Origin of the sequence: Streptomyces sp. CB09001, from assembly GCF_003369795.1 — a bacterium.
Lineage (GTDB): Bacteria > Actinomycetota > Actinomycetes > Streptomycetales > Streptomycetaceae > Streptomyces.
In genome coordinates this window covers 4411605-4426139 of sequence record NZ_CP026730.1, presented here as the reverse complement: position 1 = coordinate 4426139, position 14535 = coordinate 4411605, and the positions used below count along the sequence as shown (strand labels likewise).

Annotated in this window: 26 protein-coding genes; all 26 read right to left on the bottom strand. The window is 66.7% G+C overall.

The genetic code is table 11. The features are described from left to right. Nucleotides 1–8: 8 nt before the first annotated feature. Entirely contained in the window at nt 9–863 is an 855-nt protein-coding gene (truA, locus tag C4J65_RS20745; protein WP_115743725.1) for a tRNA pseudouridine(38-40) synthase TruA, read from the bottom strand. 165 nt (nt 864–1028) lie between these two features. Next, nucleotides 1029–1535: a 50S ribosomal protein L17 gene (rplQ, locus tag C4J65_RS20740; protein WP_115743724.1), complete on the bottom strand. Its 507-nt coding sequence runs from the start codon at nt 1533–1535 to the stop codon at nt 1029–1031. Nucleotides 1536–1651: 116 nt separating this feature from the next. Next, nucleotides 1652–2674 carry a DNA-directed RNA polymerase subunit alpha gene (locus tag C4J65_RS20735; protein ID WP_003966937.1) on the bottom strand — a complete coding sequence of 341 codons (1023 nt, stop codon included), beginning with the start codon at nt 2672–2674 and terminating at the stop codon, nt 1652–1654. Nucleotides 2675–2812: 138 nt separating this feature from the next. Next, entirely contained in the window at nt 2813–3217 is a 405-nt protein-coding gene (gene rpsK, locus C4J65_RS20730; RefSeq protein ID WP_003948617.1) for a 30S ribosomal protein S11, read from the bottom strand. A 67-nt stretch (nt 3218–3284) separates the two neighbouring features. Next, complete coding sequence (rpsM, locus tag C4J65_RS20725) at nt 3285–3665, bottom strand: 30S ribosomal protein S13 (protein ID WP_003974244.1); 381 nt, start codon at nt 3663–3665, stop codon at nt 3285–3287. Nucleotides 3666–3868: 203 nt separating this feature from the next. Then, on the bottom strand, nt 3869–3982 hold the full coding sequence (gene rpmJ, locus C4J65_RS20720) for a 50S ribosomal protein L36 (RefSeq protein ID WP_003974245.1): 114 nt from the start codon (nt 3980–3982) through the stop codon (nt 3869–3871). 68 nt (nt 3983–4050) lie between these two features. Next, nucleotides 4051–4272 carry a translation initiation factor IF-1 gene (gene infA / locus C4J65_RS20715; protein ID WP_003948620.1) on the bottom strand — a complete coding sequence of 74 codons (222 nt, stop codon included), beginning with the start codon at nt 4270–4272 and terminating at the stop codon, nt 4051–4053. 162 nt (nt 4273–4434) lie between these two features. Beyond that, complete coding sequence (gene map / locus C4J65_RS20710; protein ID WP_003974246.1) at nt 4435–5271, bottom strand: type I methionyl aminopeptidase; 837 nt, start codon at nt 5269–5271, stop codon at nt 4435–4437. 165 nt (nt 5272–5436) lie between these two features. Then, a complete protein-coding gene (locus C4J65_RS20705; protein ID WP_115743723.1) occupies nt 5437–6090 on the bottom strand; it encodes an adenylate kinase in 654 nt (217 codons plus the stop codon). Continuing rightward, nucleotides 6090–7403, bottom strand: coding sequence for a preprotein translocase subunit SecY (gene secY, locus C4J65_RS20700; RefSeq protein WP_115743722.1), 1314 nt, complete (start codon nt 7401–7403; stop codon nt 6090–6092). Before secY ends, C4J65_RS20705 begins: the two co-directional genes overlap by 1 nt. Nucleotides 7404–7660: 257 nt before the next feature. Beyond that, nucleotides 7661–8116: a 50S ribosomal protein L15 gene (rplO, locus tag C4J65_RS20695; protein WP_031041533.1), complete on the bottom strand. Its 456-nt coding sequence runs from the start codon at nt 8114–8116 to the stop codon at nt 7661–7663. 2 nt (nt 8117–8118) lie between these two features. Continuing rightward, nucleotides 8119–8301, bottom strand: coding sequence for a 50S ribosomal protein L30 (gene rpmD, locus C4J65_RS20690; RefSeq protein ID WP_003974250.1), 183 nt, complete (start codon nt 8299–8301; stop codon nt 8119–8121). 2 nt (nt 8302–8303) lie between these two features. Next, entirely contained in the window at nt 8304–8909 is a 606-nt protein-coding gene (rpsE, locus tag C4J65_RS20685; protein WP_003974251.1) for a 30S ribosomal protein S5, read from the bottom strand. 43 nt (nt 8910–8952) lie between these two features. Beyond that, a complete protein-coding gene (gene rplR / locus C4J65_RS20680; protein WP_003974252.1) occupies nt 8953–9336 on the bottom strand; it encodes a 50S ribosomal protein L18 in 384 nt (127 codons plus the stop codon). 3 nt (nt 9337–9339) lie between these two features. Further along, the gene (gene rplF, locus C4J65_RS20675) at nt 9340–9879 is read right to left on the bottom strand and encodes a 50S ribosomal protein L6 (RefSeq protein WP_003974253.1); all 540 of its coding nucleotides are present in this window, start codon (nt 9877–9879) and stop codon (nt 9340–9342) included. Between the two features lie 24 nt (nt 9880–9903). Further along, nucleotides 9904–10302 carry a 30S ribosomal protein S8 gene (gene rpsH, locus C4J65_RS20670; protein WP_003974254.1) on the bottom strand — a complete coding sequence of 133 codons (399 nt, stop codon included), beginning with the start codon at nt 10300–10302 and terminating at the stop codon, nt 9904–9906. A gap of 235 nt (nt 10303–10537) precedes the next feature. Further along, complete coding sequence (locus C4J65_RS20660) at nt 10538–10723, bottom strand: type Z 30S ribosomal protein S14 (RefSeq protein WP_003948630.1); 186 nt, start codon at nt 10721–10723, stop codon at nt 10538–10540. 5 nt (nt 10724–10728) lie between these two features. Next, nucleotides 10729–11286: a 50S ribosomal protein L5 gene (gene rplE / locus C4J65_RS20655; RefSeq protein ID WP_003974255.1), complete on the bottom strand. Its 558-nt coding sequence runs from the start codon at nt 11284–11286 to the stop codon at nt 10729–10731. Continuing rightward, nucleotides 11286–11609 carry a 50S ribosomal protein L24 gene (rplX, locus tag C4J65_RS20650; protein ID WP_003974256.1) on the bottom strand — a complete coding sequence of 108 codons (324 nt, stop codon included), beginning with the start codon at nt 11607–11609 and terminating at the stop codon, nt 11286–11288. The genes rplE and rplX overlap by 1 nt, the downstream gene beginning before the upstream one ends. A gap of 2 nt (nt 11610–11611) precedes the next feature. After that, nucleotides 11612–11980, bottom strand: a complete 369-nt coding sequence (rplN, locus tag C4J65_RS20645; protein ID WP_003974257.1) for a 50S ribosomal protein L14 — start codon at nt 11978–11980, stop codon at nt 11612–11614. 107 nt (nt 11981–12087) lie between these two features. After that, nucleotides 12088–12375: a 30S ribosomal protein S17 gene (gene rpsQ, locus C4J65_RS20640; protein WP_003974258.1), complete on the bottom strand. Its 288-nt coding sequence runs from the start codon at nt 12373–12375 to the stop codon at nt 12088–12090. Then, nucleotides 12375–12599: a 50S ribosomal protein L29 gene (gene rpmC / locus C4J65_RS20635; RefSeq protein ID WP_003974259.1), complete on the bottom strand. Its 225-nt coding sequence runs from the start codon at nt 12597–12599 to the stop codon at nt 12375–12377. The genes rpsQ and rpmC overlap by 1 nt, the downstream gene beginning before the upstream one ends. After that, the gene (rplP, locus tag C4J65_RS20630; protein ID WP_004927269.1) at nt 12599–13018 is read right to left on the bottom strand and encodes a 50S ribosomal protein L16; all 420 of its coding nucleotides are present in this window, start codon (nt 13016–13018) and stop codon (nt 12599–12601) included. Before rplP ends, rpmC begins: the two co-directional genes overlap by 1 nt. A 5-nt stretch (nt 13019–13023) precedes the next feature. After that, nucleotides 13024–13854 carry a 30S ribosomal protein S3 gene (rpsC, locus tag C4J65_RS20625; RefSeq protein ID WP_115743721.1) on the bottom strand — a complete coding sequence of 277 codons (831 nt, stop codon included), beginning with the start codon at nt 13852–13854 and terminating at the stop codon, nt 13024–13026. Continuing rightward, nucleotides 13854–14201 (bottom strand): 50S ribosomal protein L22, encoded by a 348-nt coding sequence (gene rplV, locus C4J65_RS20620; RefSeq protein ID WP_003974262.1) that lies wholly within the window; start codon nt 14199–14201, stop codon nt 13854–13856. Before rplV ends, rpsC begins: the two co-directional genes overlap by 1 nt. Before the next feature lie 41 nt (nt 14202–14242). Further along, a complete protein-coding gene (gene rpsS / locus C4J65_RS20615) occupies nt 14243–14524 on the bottom strand; it encodes a 30S ribosomal protein S19 (protein WP_003974263.1) in 282 nt (93 codons plus the stop codon). Nucleotides 14525–14535 lie beyond the last annotated feature (11 nt).

Sequence of the window (14535 nt, the reverse complement as noted above, 5' to 3'; positions counted from 1 at the left end):
CCGCCCCGTCAGCAGCAGCCGGCTCCCGGCAGCGACCGCTTGTTGCGCGCCTCCTTGTTCCGGGCGGCCAGCAGCTCGTCGGCCGGGTAACCGACCTCCTCCAGCGTCAGCCCGTGCGGCCGTACGACGTGCACGGCCGAGTCCCGTACGCCGGCGGCGAGCACCTTGGCCGGCCACTCGGGCCCGCGGTGCCCGTCGCCGACGAACAGCAGCGCCCCGATCAGCGAGCGCACCATGTTGTGGCAGAAGGCGTCGGCCCGCACGGTGGCGGTGACGATCCCGTCCTCGCCCCGCAGGAGACTCAGCTCCTGCAGCGTCCGGATGGTGGTGGCCCCCTCGCGCTTCTTGCAGTAGGCGGCGAAGTCGTGCTCGCCCAGCAGCCCGCGGGCGGCCTCGTTCATGGCGTCCACGTCGAGCGGCCAGTCGTGCCACAGCACGTGCCCGCGCAGCAGCGGGTCGACGCCGCCCGGGTTGTCGGTGAACCGGTAGGCGTAGCGCCGCCAGACCGCCGAGAAGCGGGCGTTGAAGCCGCTGGGCGCCTCGCGCAGCGCCCACACCCGCACGTCCCTGGGCAGCCGTCCCGCGAGCCGCTTGAGCAGCTTCACGTGATGCTCGGCCCACACCTCGCGCGGCAGATCGACATGGGCGACCTGCCCCCGTGCGTGCACCCCGGCGTCGGTCCGTCCCGCCACGGTCAGCTCGTACGTCTCCCGCGACCGCGTCACGGTCCGCAACGCGTCCTCGATCTCCCCCTGTACGGTCCGCCGCCCCCCGGCCTGCTTGGCCCACCCGGAGAACTCGCTCCCGTCGTAGGAGAGATCCAGCCGCACCCGCACGAACCCGGCCTCAACTTCGTCACTCACCCAGAGATCCTCTCAGCCAAACGAAAGCGGGCCCGCCCTTGAAAAGGACGGGCCCGCAAACGCCGTAAAGGGGCGCGGGGCTGTGCTCGACATGCGGCTCCGCCGCGTGGGCGCGACGAGCCACCACCAACCCGCAGCCGCCGACGCACAGCCCCCGGCAGACGCTTACGCGTCCTTGGACTCCTCGGCCGCAGCCTCGTCGTCGGCCTTGGTCGTGTCGACCTTGGCCTCGGAAACCTCGGCGGAGCCCTCCGCGTCCTTGGCGGCACGCTTGGTCGCGGCCTCGGCCTCGCCGGTGGCCTGCTGCGCCACGGTCAGCGCCTCGACCAGCTCGATGACGGCCATGGGCGCGTTGTCGCCACGGCGGTTGCCGATCTTGGTGATCCGGGTGTAGCCACCGGGACGGTTCTCGTAGCGCGGGCCGATCTCGGTGAAGAGCGTGTGGACGATGCTCTTGTCCGTGATCACCTGGAGCACCTGACGGCGGTTGTGAAGGTCGCCCTTCTTCGCCTTGGTGACCAGGCGCTCGGCGTACGGACGCAGCTTGCGCGCCTTCGCCTCGGTGGTGGTGATCCGGCCGTGCTCGAAGAGGCTCTTCGCCAGGTTCGCGAGGAGCAGCTTCTCGTGCGCGGCACTGCCGCCCAGACGGGCACCCTTGGTGGGCTTCGGCATGATGTTTCTCCTAGGTGTCTGCCCCGGCCGTATCAGGTACCGGAGTCAGTATCCGAGCGGGCGGTCGCCCGTCGGAGATCCGGGGGCCTGCACGAGGCCCCCGGAAGTGGTACCGATCAGTACTGCTCGGTCTCCACGAAACCGGCGTCCGCGTCGTCGTCGGCGCCGAAGGCGTCCGCGGCGGCGGTCGGGTCGAATCCGGGCGGGCTGTCCTTGAGCGCCAGGCCCATGCCGGCCAGCTTCGCCTTGACCTCGTCGATCGACTTCGCACCGAAGTTGCGGATGTCGAGCAGGTCGGCCTCGGAACGAGCCACGAGCTCACCCACGGAGTGGATGCCCTCGCGCTTGAGGCAGTTGTACGACCGAACGGTGAGCTCCAGCTCCTCGATCGGCAGCGCCAGATCGGCGGCCAGCGCGGCGTCCGTCGGGGACGGACCCATGTCGATGCCCTCGGCGTCGATGTTCAGCTCGCGGGCGAGGCCGAACAGCTCGACGAGGGTCTTGCCGGCGGAGGCCATGGCGTCGCGCGGACGCATCGCCTGCTTGGTCTCGACGTCGACGATCAGCTTGTCGAAGTCGGTGCGCTGCTCGACACGCGTGGCCTCGACCTTGTACGTGACCTTGAGAACCGGCGAGTAGATCGAGTCGACCGGGATGCGCCCGATCTCCTGACCGACCTGCTTGTTCTGCACGGCGGAGACGTAGCCGCGACCGCGCTCGACGGTCAGCTCCATCTCCAGCTTGCCCTTGCCGTTGAGCGTGGCGAGGACGAGGTCGGGGTTGTGCACCTCGACACCGGCCGGGGGCGCGATGTCGGCGGCGGTGACCAGACCCGGGCCCTGCTTGCGCAGGTACATCACGACCGGCTCGTCGTGCTCCGAGGAGACGACCAGCTGCTTGATGTTGAGGATCAGGTCGGTGACGTCCTCCTTGACGCCCGGCACGGTGGTGAACTCGTGCAGGACGCCGTCGATGCGGATGCTGGTGACAGCGGCACCGGGAATCGACGACAGGAGGGTACGACGCAGGGAGTTGCCGAGGGTGTAGCCGAAGCCCGGCTCCAGCGGCTCGATGACGAACCGGGAGCGGAACTCGTCGACGACCTCTTCGGTCAACGAGGGACGCTGAGCGATCAGCATGTGGTGATCCTTCAGTCAGGGGCGCCCGCTATTTGACGCCCGACCAGTACTGCAAGGGTACGGGCGATACGACCCGAAAGAGCCGTACCGCCCGGAAACCCTGGTGAAGCGATGAAGCGATGCCGCGGTGAAGCGGGATCAGACGCGACGACGCTTCGGCGGACGGCAGCCGTTGTGCGGGGTGGGCGTGACGTCCTGGATGGAGCCGACCTCGAGGCCGGTCGCCTGCAGGGAGCGGATGGCGGTCTCACGACCGGAACCCGGGCCCTTGACGAAGACGTCGACCTTGCGCATGCCGTGCTCCTGCGCGCGGCGGGCAGCCGACTCGGCGGCCATCTGCGCGGCGAACGGCGTGGACTTCCGGGAGCCCTTGAAGCCGACGTGGCCGGCGGAGGCCCAGGAGATCACGTTGCCGGTCGGGTCCGTGATGGACACGATCGTGTTGTTGAACGTGCTCTTGATGTGCGCGTGGCCGTGAGCGACGTTCTTCTTTTCCTTGCGGCGCACCTTCTTGGCAGCGCCCTGACGTCCCTTGGGGGGCATGTCGTTCTCCTACGGGAGGTGGTCGGTCCTACAGCGAAGACCGCTGGACGGCGAAGTCCGCTGCGGACTACTTCTTGCCCGGCTTCTTCTTGCCGGCGATGGCGCGACGCGGGCCCTTGCGGGTGCGGGCGTTGGTGCTGGTGCGCTGACCGCGGACGGGCAGACCGCGACGGTGGCGCAGACCCTGGTAGGTGCCGATCTCGACCTTGCGGCGGATGTCGGCCTGCACCTCGCGACGGAGGTCACCCTCGGTCTTGATGTTGTTGTCGACGTACTCGCGGATCGCGACGAGCTGCTCCTCGGAGAGGTCCCGAACACGGGTGTTCGGGTCCACGCCGGTGGCGGCGAGCGTCTGCTGCGAGAGGGTCCGGCCGATGCCGAACACGTAGGTGAGGGCGATCTCGACGCGCTTTTCACGCGGGATGTCAACACCGGAAACGCGTGCCATTCAATGGCTCCAGTTGATTGTCGGAGGTCTTCCACAGGACCGGACCCCGACCGCCGGCCTCTGGACATCCAGAGTTGGTACGGATCGGGTCCCCGGCCTCCGAACCGGGGGTGTCGGACGCCTGGGCGCCCGGGTCCTGCGTATGAACATGTTCAGCTCGCGTCGCGCGAAGTCATGCGAATCGCGGAGGGAACGGTCAGGCTTCAGCCCTGGCGCTGCTTGTGGCGCGGGTTGTCGCAGATGACCATGACCCGACCGTGACGGCGGATCACCCTGCACTTGTCGCAGATCTTCTTGACGCTCGGCTTGACCTTCATGGGTGTGAGGTTCTCCGGGTCAGTTGCCGGCGGACCCGCGTGCGGGGCACGCGGGACGTGGGCAAGATCTACTTGTACCGGTAGACGATCCGGCCACGGGTCAGGTCGTACGGAGACAACTCCACCACGACCCGGTCGTCAGGGAGGATGCGGATGTAGTGCATACGCATCTTGCCGCTGATGTGTGCCAGGACCTGGTGGCCGTTCTGGAGCTCGACCTTGAACATGGCGTTCGGAAGAGACTCGACGACAGTGCCCTCGATCTCGATGGCACCTTGCTTCTTGGCCACGCTTCGCCCTTCGAATCGACTACCTTGATCGACTCCTGTGCTTTCCCGTGTCCCACGGGTGCAACCTGTGAGGACATGCGTATGCACGAGAGCCGACGAGTCAGTCTACGTCAGCAAACCCGGAAAGGCGAAACGAGGAAGTCTGCCCCGGATGCGAGATCGTTATGCAAGGGGATCCGGCGCCGCCGTGATCCCCAGCTCGGCCAGCTTGGCCCTGCCCCCGTCGGGGGACGTCAGGACCAGCGGGCCCTGTTCCGTCAGGGCCACCGAGTGCTCCCAGTGGGAGGACCAGGTGCCGTCCGTGGTGATGACCGTCCACTCGTCGGAGAGGACCTCGGTGCGGGGGGTGCCGAGGGAGACCATCGGCTCGATGGCGAGGCAGAAGCCGGGGACGAGCTTCGGGCCCTTGCCGCGGCGGCGGTCGACGTAGTTCAGCAGGTGCGGGTCCATGTGCATCTCGGTGCCGATGCCGTGGCCGCCGTAGTCCTCGATGATCCCGTACTTGCCGCCGCCGGGCTTGGGCTGGCGGCGGATGTAGGTCTCGATGGCGCGGGAGACGTCCACCAGGCGGTTGCCCTGCTTCATGGCGGCGATGCCCGCCCACATCGACTCCTCGGTCACTCGGGAGAGCTCGACCAGCTCCGGGGAGTGACCGGAGCCGACGAAGGCCGTGTAGGCGGCGTCGCCGTGCCAGCCGTCGATGATCGCGCCGCAGTCGATGGAGATGACGTCGCCGTCCTTGAGGACCACGTCGTCGGACGGGATGCCGTGGACGACGACCTCGTTCACCGAGGTGCAGATGGTGGCCGGGAAGCCGCCGTACCCGAGGAAGTTCGGCTTGGCGTCGTGCTCCGCGAGGACCTTGCGGGCGACCTGGTCCAGGTCCTTGGTCGTGGCGCCGGGCACGGCGGCCTCGCGCGTGGCCGCGTGGATGGCGGCGACGACCAGCCCCGCCTCGCGCATCTTGGCGATCTGCTCGGGGTTCTTGATCTGCACCATGGGGGCTGCGGCCTTTCTGGACTGGACCGGAGAAGGGAGGACGGGGAGGACGGGGAGGGAAGGAGGAACGGGGCGCGGTTCCACGATACGGGGCGCGGCCGTCCCACCCCACAGCACAGCCGCGGCCCCCTGAGCGAGGGACCGCGGCTGCAGCCGGGCGGAGTACTACTGGTCGCGCTTGAGCGCCTCCAGCGCACGGCGGGTGACCTCGTCCACGGGTCCCGTCGCGGCGATGGTGGCGACCAGGCCCTGCGACTTGTAGTAGTCGATGATCGGCTCGGTCTGCGTGTGGTAGACCTCGAGCCGCTTGCGGACCGTCTCCTCGGAGTCGTCGTCCCGCTGGTACAGCTCGCCGCCGCAGACGTCGCAGACGCCTTCCTTCTTCGGCGGCGTGTACGTCACGTGGAAGACGTGGGCCGAGTCGTTGCGGCAGACGCGCCGGCCGGCGATCCGCTTGACGACCTCGTCCTCCGGGGCCTCCAGGTCCAGCACCGCGTCGAGCTTCATGTCCTCGGTCTCGAGCAGCTCGTCCAGCGCCTCGGCCTGGGAGACGTTGCGCGGGAAGCCGTCCAGCAGGAAGCCGCCCTCGGCGTCGGGCTGCTCCATGCGGTCCTTCGCCATGGCGATGGTGACCTCGTCCGGCACGAGATTGCCGGCGTCCATGTAGGACTTCGCGAGCTTGCCCAGGTCGGTCTGCTGGCTGATGTTCGCGCGGAACAGGTCGCCCGTGGAGATGTGCGGAATGTGCAGCGTCTCGGCAAGGCGGGTGGCCTGCGTTCCCTTTCCGGCACCCGGAGGCCCGACGAGGACGATTCGCATCAGCGGAGGAACCCTTCGTAATTGCGCTGCTGGAGCTGGCTCTCGATCTGCTTCACCGTCTCGAGACCGACACCCACGATGATCAGGATGCTGGTGCCACCGAACGGGAAGTTCTGGTTTGCCCCGAAACCAGCCAACGCCATTGTCGGGACGAGAGCGATCAGACCCAAGTACAGCGAACCCGGCCAGGTGATCCGGTTGAGTACGTAGCTCAGATACTCAGCGGTCGGTCGGCCAGCCCGGATGCCCGGGATGAAGCCACCATACTTCTTCATGTTGTCCGCGACTTCCTCGGGGTTGAACGAGATGGCCACGTAGAAGAAGGCGAAGAACACGATCAGGAAGAAGTACAGGATGATGTGCGGCGTCGCCGCGGTGTCCGCGAGGTTCTTCGTGATCCAGGTGGCCCAGCCCGACGTCGAGTTCGAGAACTGGACGATCAGTGCCGGGATGTAGAGCAGCGACGAGGCGAAGATGACGGGGATGACACCCGCCTGGTTCACCTTGAGCGGGATGTACGTCGAGGTACCGCCGTAGGAGCGGCGGCCGATCATGCGCTTCGCGTACTGCACCGGGATGCGGCGCTGGGCCTGCTCCACGAAGACCACCAGGCCGACCATGACCAGGCCGACGAGGATGACCGTGCCGAACTCGATCCAGCCGTCGGCCAGCTCGCCCTGCTTCTTGATGGCCCACAGGGCCGAGGGGAAGGTCGCGGCGATCGAGATGAACATCAGGATCGACATGCCGTTGCCGATGCCGCGGTCGGTGATCAGCTCGCCGAGCCACATGACGACACAGGTACCGGCGGTCATGCAGATGACCATGACGACGGTGGTGAAGATCGCCTGGTCGGGCACGATCTGACCGGCGACGGTGCAGCCGGAGAAGAGGGCGCCGCTGCGGGCGGTGGCCACCAGGCCGGTGCCCTGCAGGATGGCGAGCGCGACGGTCAGGTAGCGGGTGTACTGCGTGATCTTCGCCGTACCGGCCTGGCCCTCCTTCTTGAGGGCTTCCAGGCGCGGGATCACGACGGTCAGCAGCTGCAGAATGATGCTCGCCGTGATGTACGGCATGATGCCGAGCGCGAAGACCGTGATCTGCAGCAGGGCGCCACCGCTGAACATGTTGACCAGGCCGAAGAGGCCCTGGTTGCCGGACGCCTGGTCCACGCACTCCTGGACGTTCTTGTAGTCGACGCCTGGAATGGGGATGTGGGTACCGAGTCGGTACACCACGATGATGCCGAGCGTGAAGAGCAGCTTCTTGCGCAGGTCGGGCGTCTTGAACGCCCGGGCGAACGCGGTGAGCACGGTGCCTCCTGCGACCCCCGCGCTACTGCGTCAAGGGTGACGGTCTTGAGGTTCGACTGACGACTGATGAAGTGGACGGCTAAGGGAGTAACGCTGAACCGCCGTCAAGAGTGCCTCATGTGACGCACCCGTGAAAGAGGGCAGCGCAGGCCACCTTACCGGCGGGAGTACTCCCCTTGGAACGACCAACCGGGGATACCCCTTTTGTGGGGCATCCCCGGTCGGGATCGCTCATGTCATCGACACGCCTGAGTGGTTCAGACGAGCTCGGTGACGGTGCCGCCGGCAGCGGTGATCTTCTCCTTGGCGGAACCGGAGACGGCGTCGACCGTCACCTGCAGCGCCACGGAGATCTCGCCCTGGCCGAGGACCTTGACGAGGCTGTTCTTGCGAACGGCACCCTTGGCCACGAGGCCCTCGACGGTGACCTCGCCACCCTCGGGGTACAGCGCGGACAGCTTGTCGAGGTTCACGACCTGGAACTCGGTCTTGAACGGGTTCTTGAAGCCCTTCAGCTTCGGAAGACGCATGTGGAGGGGCATCTGGCCACCCTCGAAGCGCTCCGGAACCTGGTAACGGGCCTTCGTGCCCTTGGTACCACGACCGGCCGTCTTACCCTTCGACGCCTCACCACGACCGACACGGGTCTTGGCGGTCTTGGCGCCCGGGGCGGGACGGAGGTTGTGGATCTTGAGCGGGTTGTTCTCCGCCATGATCAGTCGACCTCCTCGACCGTCACGAGGTGGCGGACGGTGTGCACCATGCCGCGGAACTCGGGGCGGTCCTCCTTGACGACCTGCGTGTTGATCCCCTTGAGACCAAGGGAACGCAGGGTGTCACGGTGGTTCTGCTTGCTGCCGATGTAGGACTTGACCTGCGTAATCTTGAGCTGCGCCATGATTACGCACCCGCCCCGGCACGTGCACGGAGAAGGGCCGCGGGGGCGACGTCCTCGAGCGGCAGACCACGGCGGGCCGCGATCTCCTCGGGACGCTGCAGGCCCTTGAGGGCCTCCACGGTCGCGTGCACGATGTTGATCTGGTTGTCGGAGCCGAGCGACTTCGACAGCACGTCGTGGATACCGGCGCACTCGAGCACGGCGCGCACCGGGCCACCGGCGATAACGCCGGTACCGGGGGACGCGGGCTTGAGCAGCACGACGCCGGCAGCCTTCTCACCCTGGATGGGGTGCGGGATGGTGCCCTGGATGCGGGGGACCTTGAAGAAGTGCTTCTTGGCCTCCTCCACACCCTTGGCGATGGCGGCCGGCACCTCCTTGGCCTTGCCGTATCCGACACCCACGGTGCCGTCACCGTCGCCCACCACGACCAACGCGGTGAAGCTGAAGCGACGACCACCCTTCACAACCTTGGCGACGCGGTTGATCGCGACGACGCGCTCAACGTAAGCGGTCTTCTCGGCGGCACCTGCGCCACCGTCACGGCCCTTCCGGTCCCGCCGCTCGCCGCCACCGGCACCGCTGCCGCGGCGCTGGGGTCCAGCCATTGGAATTACCTCTCTCTGTTTCCGCTAGCGTTACGGAACCGGCTCAGAACTTCAGTCCGGCTTCGCGGGCGGCGTCCGCCAGGGCTGCGATGCGCCCGGCGTACTGGTTACCACCACGGTCGAACACGACGGCCTCGACGCCGGCAGCCTTGGCGCGCTCGGCGACCAGGGCGCCGACCTGCTTGGCCTGTGCGGACTTGTCGGCCTCGCCACCACGGATCGAGGTGTCCAGGGTGGACGCCGACGCAAGGGTGTGACCCTTGATGTCGTCGATCACCTGGGCCACGATGTGGCGGTTCGAGCGGGTAACGACCAGACGGGGACGCTCCGCCGTACCCGAGAGATTCTTGCGAATCCGGATGTGGCGGCGCTTGATCGCGGCGCGCTTGTAGGCGTCGCCCTTGAGGATCTTCTGTCCGTATGCCATGGCTTACTTACCCGCCTTTCCGACCTTGCGGCGGATGACTTCGCCCTCGTACTTGACGCCCTTGGCCTTGTACGGGTCGGGCTTGCGCAGCTTGCGGATGTTGGCCGCAACCTCGCCGACCTTCTGCTTGTCGATGCCCTCGACCGAGAAGTGGGTCGGGTTCTCCACCTTGAAGGTGATGCCCTCGGGGGCCTCGACGAGGATCGGGTGGCTGTAGCCGAGGGAGAACTCCAGGTTCGAACCCTTGGCGAGCACGCGGTAACCGACACCGCTGATCTCGAGCTTCTTCACGTAACCCTGGGTCACGCCGGTGATCATGTTCGCCACCAGCGTGCGGGACAGGCCGTGCAGGGCCTTGCTCTGACGCTCGTCGTTGGGGCGGGTGACGTTCAGCACGCCGTCCTCACCCTTGGCGATGTCGATCGGCGCCACGACGGTGTGGGTCAGCGAGCCCTTGGGGCCCTTGACCGAGACCGTACGGCCGTCGATGGTGACGTCCACGCCGGCGGGAACCGCGATGGGGAGCTTGCCGATGCGCGACATAGCTGTTTCCTCCGTTCCCTTCCGTTACCAGACGTAGGCGAGGACTTCTCCGCCTACGCCCTTCTTGCCGGCCTGCTTGTCGGTGAGGAGCCCGTGGGACGTGGAGATGATCGCCACGCCGAGGCCACCCAGCACCTTGGGCAGGTTGGTGGACTTCGCGTACACCCGGAGACCGGGCTTGGAGATCCGCTTGATGCCCGCGATGGAGCGCTCACGGTTCGGGCCGAACTTCAGCTCGAGGGTGAGGTTCTTGCCGACCTCGGCGTCCTCGGTCTTCCAGCCGGTGATGAAGCCCTCCTGCTGGAGGATCTCCGCGATGTGAGACTTGATCTTGGACGCCGGCATCGTCACGGAGTCGTGGTACGCCGAGTTCGCGTTCCGCAGACGCGTAAGCATGTCTGCGATCGGATCAGTCATGGTCATGAATTGGCCTTCGGCCTCTCTCGCCGGGGTTTCCTGGTGCGCCATCCCTCTCCCCGATCCGAGACGGGACGGGTGCGGCGCGGTGGACCTACGGCGTAGTAAGCAAATATTTGCAGGCGTGGCCTGCGGGCGTACGGGTGGCAGACGCCCAACCCCACAAGCCTAAGGCATGCGGAGCCGGGCCTCTGCCGACCCAGTTGCTTACCGAGAGCCTGAATAACCCGGAATTACCGGATTACCAGGAGCTCTTGGTCACGCCCGGCAGCTCGCCACGGTGAGCCATCTCACGAAGGCACACGCGGCACAGGCCGAACTTGCGGTAGACGGAGTGCGGACGGCCGCAGCGCTGGCAGCGCGTGTAGCCGCGGACACCGAACTTGGGCTTGCGAGCAGCCTTGGCAATCAGAGCCTTCTTCGCCATCTCGCTCACGCCTCCTTGAAGGGGAAGCCGAGGTGACGGAGGAGCGCGCGGCCCTCGGCGTCGTTGGTCGCCGTGGTCACCACGGTGATGTCCATACCCCGGGTGCGGTCGATCTTGTCCTGGTCGATCTCGTGGAACATGACCTGCTCCGTGAGACCGAAGGTGTAGTTGCCACGGCCGTCGAACTGCTTGGGGGACAGGCCGCGGAAGTCGCGGATGCGCGGCAGCGCCAGCGACAGGGTGCGGTCCAGGAACTCCCACATGCGGTCGCCACGGAGCGTGACGTGGGCACCGATCGGCTGACCCTCACGCAGCTTGAACTGCGCGATGGACTTGCGGGCCTTGGTGACGGCCGGCTTCTGACCGGTGATGGTGGTCAGGTCGCGGATCGCGCCCTCGATCAGCTTCGAGTCACGGGCGGCGTCGCCGACACCCATGTTGACCACGATCTTCACGAGACCGGGGATCTGCATGACGTTCTCGTAGGAGAACTCCTCACGCAGCTTGCCCGCGATCTCCTCGCGGTACTTCGTCTTGAGACGCGGAGTGGTGGTGGTAGCCATCAGATGTCCTCACCCGTCCGCTTGGCAACGCGAACCTTGTTGCCCTCGTCGTCGAAGCGGTAACCGACGCGCGTGACGACCTTGTTGCCGTCCTTCTCCACGACCAGCTGGACGTTGGAGACGTGGATCGGGGCCTCGGTGGTCACGATGCCGCCGGCCTGCGAACCGCGAGCGGTCGGCCCGGCCTTGGTGTGCTTCTTGACCCGGTTGACACCCTCGACCAGGACGCGGTCCTCGCGGGGGAAGGCCGCGATGACCTTGCCCTGCTTGCCCTTGTCCTTACCGGTGATGACCTGGACCAGGTCGCCCTTCTTGATCTTCATGCTCACAGCACCTCCGGCGCGAGGGAGATGATCTTCATGAACTTCTTCTCGCGCAGCTCACGGCCCACCGGGCCGAAGATACGGGTGCCGCGAGGGTCGCCGTCGTTCTTCAGAATGACGGCGGCGTTCTCGTCGAAGCGGATGTACGAGCCGTCGGGACGGCGGCGCTCCTTGACGGTGCGAACGATGACCGCCTTGACGACGTCACCCTTCTTCACGTTGCCACCGGGGATCGCGTCCTTGACGGTGGCGACGATGACGTCACCGATACCCGCGTAGCGGCGGCCCGAGCCACCGAGCACACGGATGGTCAGGATTTCCTTCGCACCCGTGTTGTCGGCGACACGCAGCCGCGACTCCTGCTGGATCACGTCTATCTCCTGAATGTCTGCCGGTTCCCCGGGAGTCGGTCACCGTGGTGAACGACTCCCGGAGCCTGGCGGAACTGTCCTGCGAGGAATGCCCCGCAGGAGATTTCTTACTTGGCCTTCTCGAGGACCTCGACGACGCGCCAGCGCTTCGTCGCGGACAGCGGCCGGGTCTCCATGAGGAGGACACGGTCGCCGACGCCCGCGGCGTTCTGCTCGTCGTGAGCCTTGAGCTTCTCGGTACGGCGGATGACCTTGCCGTACAGGGCGTGGGTCACGCGGTCCTCGACGGCGACGACGACGGTCTTGTCCATCTTGTCGCTGACGACCAGACCCTGCCGGGTCTTGCGGAAGCCGCGCGCGGCCTTCGTCTCTTCAGTCACGTTGCTCTCGCTCATCAGGCGCTCTCCACCGTCTCGATGCCCAGCTCGCGCTCACGCATCAGGGTGTAGATCCGGGCGATGTCCTTACGGACGGCCTTGAGCCGACCGTGGTTCTCGAGCTGGCCCGTCGCCGCCTGGAAGCGGAGGTTGAACAGCTCTTCCTTGGCCTCGCGGAGCTTCGCCAGAAGCTCCTCGTTGCCCAGCTCGCGCAGCTCGGACGCCTTGGTACCGGCCGACATCACGCTTCACCTGCCTCGCGCTTGACGATCCGGCACTTCATCGGCAGCTTGTGGGCCGCACGGGTCAGCGCCTCACGGGCGATCTTCTCGTTGGGGTAGGACAGCTCGAACATGACCCGACCCGGGTGCACGTTCGCGATCCACCACTCGGGAGAACCCTTACCGGAACCCATGCGGGTCTCGGCCGGCTTCTTCGTGAGCGGGCGGTCCGGGTAGATGTTGATCCAGACCTTGCCGCCACGCTTGATGTGGCGGGTCATCGCGATACGGGCCGCCTCGATCTGGCGGTTGGTCACGTACGCCGGCGTGAGGGCCTGGATGCCGTACTCGCCGAACGCAACCGTCGTACCGCCCTTGGCCTGACCACGGCGCTTCGGGTGGTGCTGCTTGCGGTGCTTGACCCTACGGGGGATCAGCATTTCGGTCAGGCCTCCGTTCCGGTGCTCTCAGCCGGAGCGGCAGCGGCGGGCGCGTCGGCCTTGGGAGCCTCGGCGGCCGGAGCCGACTGCTGCTGCGGCTTGCGCCCACGACGCTCGCCACCGCGGCCACCGCGGGCCGGGCGGTCGGCGCCGCCACGGGCCGGGCGGTTGCCGGCACGGGCGGCGGCGTTCTCGGCGCGGACCTCGGCGATGTTCTTGACGTCGCCCTTGTAGATCCAGACCTTCACACCGATGCGGCCGAAGGTCGTCTTGGCCTCGAAGAAGCCGTAGTCCACGTTCGCGCGGAGCGTGTGCAGGGGCACACGGCCCTCGCGGTAGAACTCCGAGCGGGACATCTCGGCGCCACCGAGGCGGCCACCGCACTGGATCTTGATGCCCTTGGCGCCGGCCTTCATCGTGCCCTGCATGCTCTTGCGCATGGCGCGACGGAAGGAGACGCGGGAGGAGAGCTGCTCGGCGACGGCCTGGGCAACCAGCTGAGCGTCGGTCTCGGGGCTCTTGACCTCGAGGATGTTCAGCTGGACCTGCTTGCCGGTGAGCTTCTCGAGCTGACCGCGGATCTTGTCGGCCTCCGCACCGCGGCGGCCGATGACGATGCCCGGACGAGCCGTGTGGATGTCCACGCGGACGCGGTCACGGGTGCGCTCGATCTCGACCTTGGAGATGCCGGCGCGCTCCATGCCGGACGTCAGCATCCGACGGATGGCGACGTCTTCCTTGACGTAGTCCTTGTACAGCTTGTCGGCGTACCAACGCGACTTGAAGTCGGTCGTGACACCGAGCCGGAACCCGTGCGGGTTTACCTTCTGGCCCATTACCGGGTTCCTTCCTTGCTGCTGACGACCACGGTGATGTGGCTGGTCCGCTTGCGGATCCGGTAGGCGCGGCCCTGGGCACGCGGACGGAACCGCTTCAGGGTCGGGCCCTCGTCGACGTACGCCTCGGAAATGAAGAGGCTGTCGGCGTCGGTGTGGTCGTAGTTGTGCGCGGCGTTGGCGATGGCGCTGTCCAGCACCTTGCCGACCGGCACGCTCGCGGCCTGCGGGGCGAAACGCAGGACCGCCTGAGCCTCCGTGGCATCCATGCCACGGATGAGGTCCACCACGCGGCGGGCCTTCATGGGCGTGACGCGGATGTACCGCGCCTGGGCCCTGGCTTCCATGGTTGTCCCTTCAGTGTTTGTCATGGTCATTCCACCCCGCGTTAGCGGCGCTTCGACTTCCGGTCGTCCTTGACGTGACCCCGGAAGGTGCGCGTCGGCGAGAACTCGCCGAGCTTGTGGCCGACCATGGACTCGGTGACAAACACCGGGATGTGGGTCTTGCCGTTGTGCACCGCGATCGTGTGGCCGAGCATCGCCGGGACGATCATCGAGCGACGGGACCAGGTCTTGATGACGTTCTTGGTACCGGCTTCGTTCTGCGTGTCCACCTTCTTGATCAGGTGGTCGTCGACGAAGGGTCCCTTCTTCAAGCTACGAGGCATCTCAACCCGTC

Excerpts from the sequence above, each read along its gene's own strand:
- rpsE (WP_003974251.1), bottom strand. The coding sequence starts at position 8,909 with ATGGCTGGACCCCAGCGCCGCGGCAGCGGTGCCGGTGGCGGCGAGCGG.
- rpsS (WP_003974263.1), bottom strand. The coding sequence starts at position 14,524 with ATGCCTCGTAGCTTGAAGAAGGGACCCTTCGTCGACGACCACCTGATC.
- rpmJ (WP_003974245.1), bottom strand. The coding sequence starts at position 3,982 with ATGAAGGTCAAGCCGAGCGTCAAGAAGATCTGCGACAAGTGCAGGGTG.
- rpmC (WP_003974259.1), bottom strand. The coding sequence starts at position 12,599 with ATGTCGGCCGGTACCAAGGCGTCCGAGCTGCGCGAGCTGGGCAACGAG.
- rplQ (WP_115743724.1), bottom strand. The coding sequence starts at position 1,535 with ATGCCGAAGCCCACCAAGGGTGCCCGTCTGGGCGGCAGTGCCGCGCAC.
- C4J65_RS20735 (WP_003966937.1), bottom strand. The coding sequence starts at position 2,674 with ATGCTGATCGCTCAGCGTCCCTCGTTGACCGAAGAGGTCGTCGACGAG.
- rplV (WP_003974262.1), bottom strand. The coding sequence starts at position 14,201 with ATGGAAGCCAGGGCCCAGGCGCGGTACATCCGCGTCACGCCCATGAAG.
- C4J65_RS20705 (WP_115743723.1), bottom strand. The coding sequence starts at position 6,090 with ATGCGAATCGTCCTCGTCGGGCCTCCGGGTGCCGGAAAGGGAACGCAG.
- rpsH (WP_003974254.1), bottom strand. The coding sequence starts at position 10,302 with ATGACCATGACTGATCCGATCGCAGACATGCTTACGCGTCTGCGGAAC.
- rplE (WP_003974255.1), bottom strand. The coding sequence starts at position 11,286 with ATGGCTACCACCACCACTCCGCGTCTCAAGACGAAGTACCGCGAGGAG.
- C4J65_RS20660 (WP_003948630.1), bottom strand. The coding sequence starts at position 10,723 with ATGGCGAAGAAGGCTCTGATTGCCAAGGCTGCTCGCAAGCCCAAGTTC.
- rpsQ (WP_003974258.1), bottom strand. The coding sequence starts at position 12,375 with ATGAGCGAGAGCAACGTGACTGAAGAGACGAAGGCCGCGCGCGGCTTC.
- rplF (WP_003974253.1), bottom strand. The coding sequence starts at position 9,879 with ATGTCGCGCATCGGCAAGCTCCCCATCGCGGTTCCCGCCGGCGTGGAC.
- rpsM (WP_003974244.1), bottom strand. The coding sequence starts at position 3,665 with ATGGCACGCGTTTCCGGTGTTGACATCCCGCGTGAAAAGCGCGTCGAG.
- rplP (WP_004927269.1), bottom strand. The coding sequence starts at position 13,018 with ATGCTGATCCCCCGTAGGGTCAAGCACCGCAAGCAGCACCACCCGAAG.
- rplO (WP_031041533.1), bottom strand. The coding sequence starts at position 8,116 with ATGGCGGAGAACAACCCGCTCAAGATCCACAACCTCCGTCCCGCCCCG.
- rplR (WP_003974252.1), bottom strand. The coding sequence starts at position 9,336 with ATGGCATACGGACAGAAGATCCTCAAGGGCGACGCCTACAAGCGCGCC.
- rpsC (WP_115743721.1), bottom strand. The coding sequence starts at position 13,854 with ATGGGCCAGAAGGTAAACCCGCACGGGTTCCGGCTCGGTGTCACGACC.
- rpsK (WP_003948617.1), bottom strand. The coding sequence starts at position 3,217 with ATGCCCCCCAAGGGACGTCAGGGCGCTGCCAAGAAGGTGCGCCGCAAG.
- rplX (WP_003974256.1), bottom strand. The coding sequence starts at position 11,609 with ATGAAGATCAAGAAGGGCGACCTGGTCCAGGTCATCACCGGTAAGGAC.
- map (WP_003974246.1), bottom strand. The coding sequence starts at position 5,271 with ATGGTGCAGATCAAGAACCCCGAGCAGATCGCCAAGATGCGCGAGGCG.
- rpmD (WP_003974250.1), bottom strand. The coding sequence starts at position 8,301 with ATGGCGCAGCTCAAGATTACGCAGGTCAAGTCCTACATCGGCAGCAAG.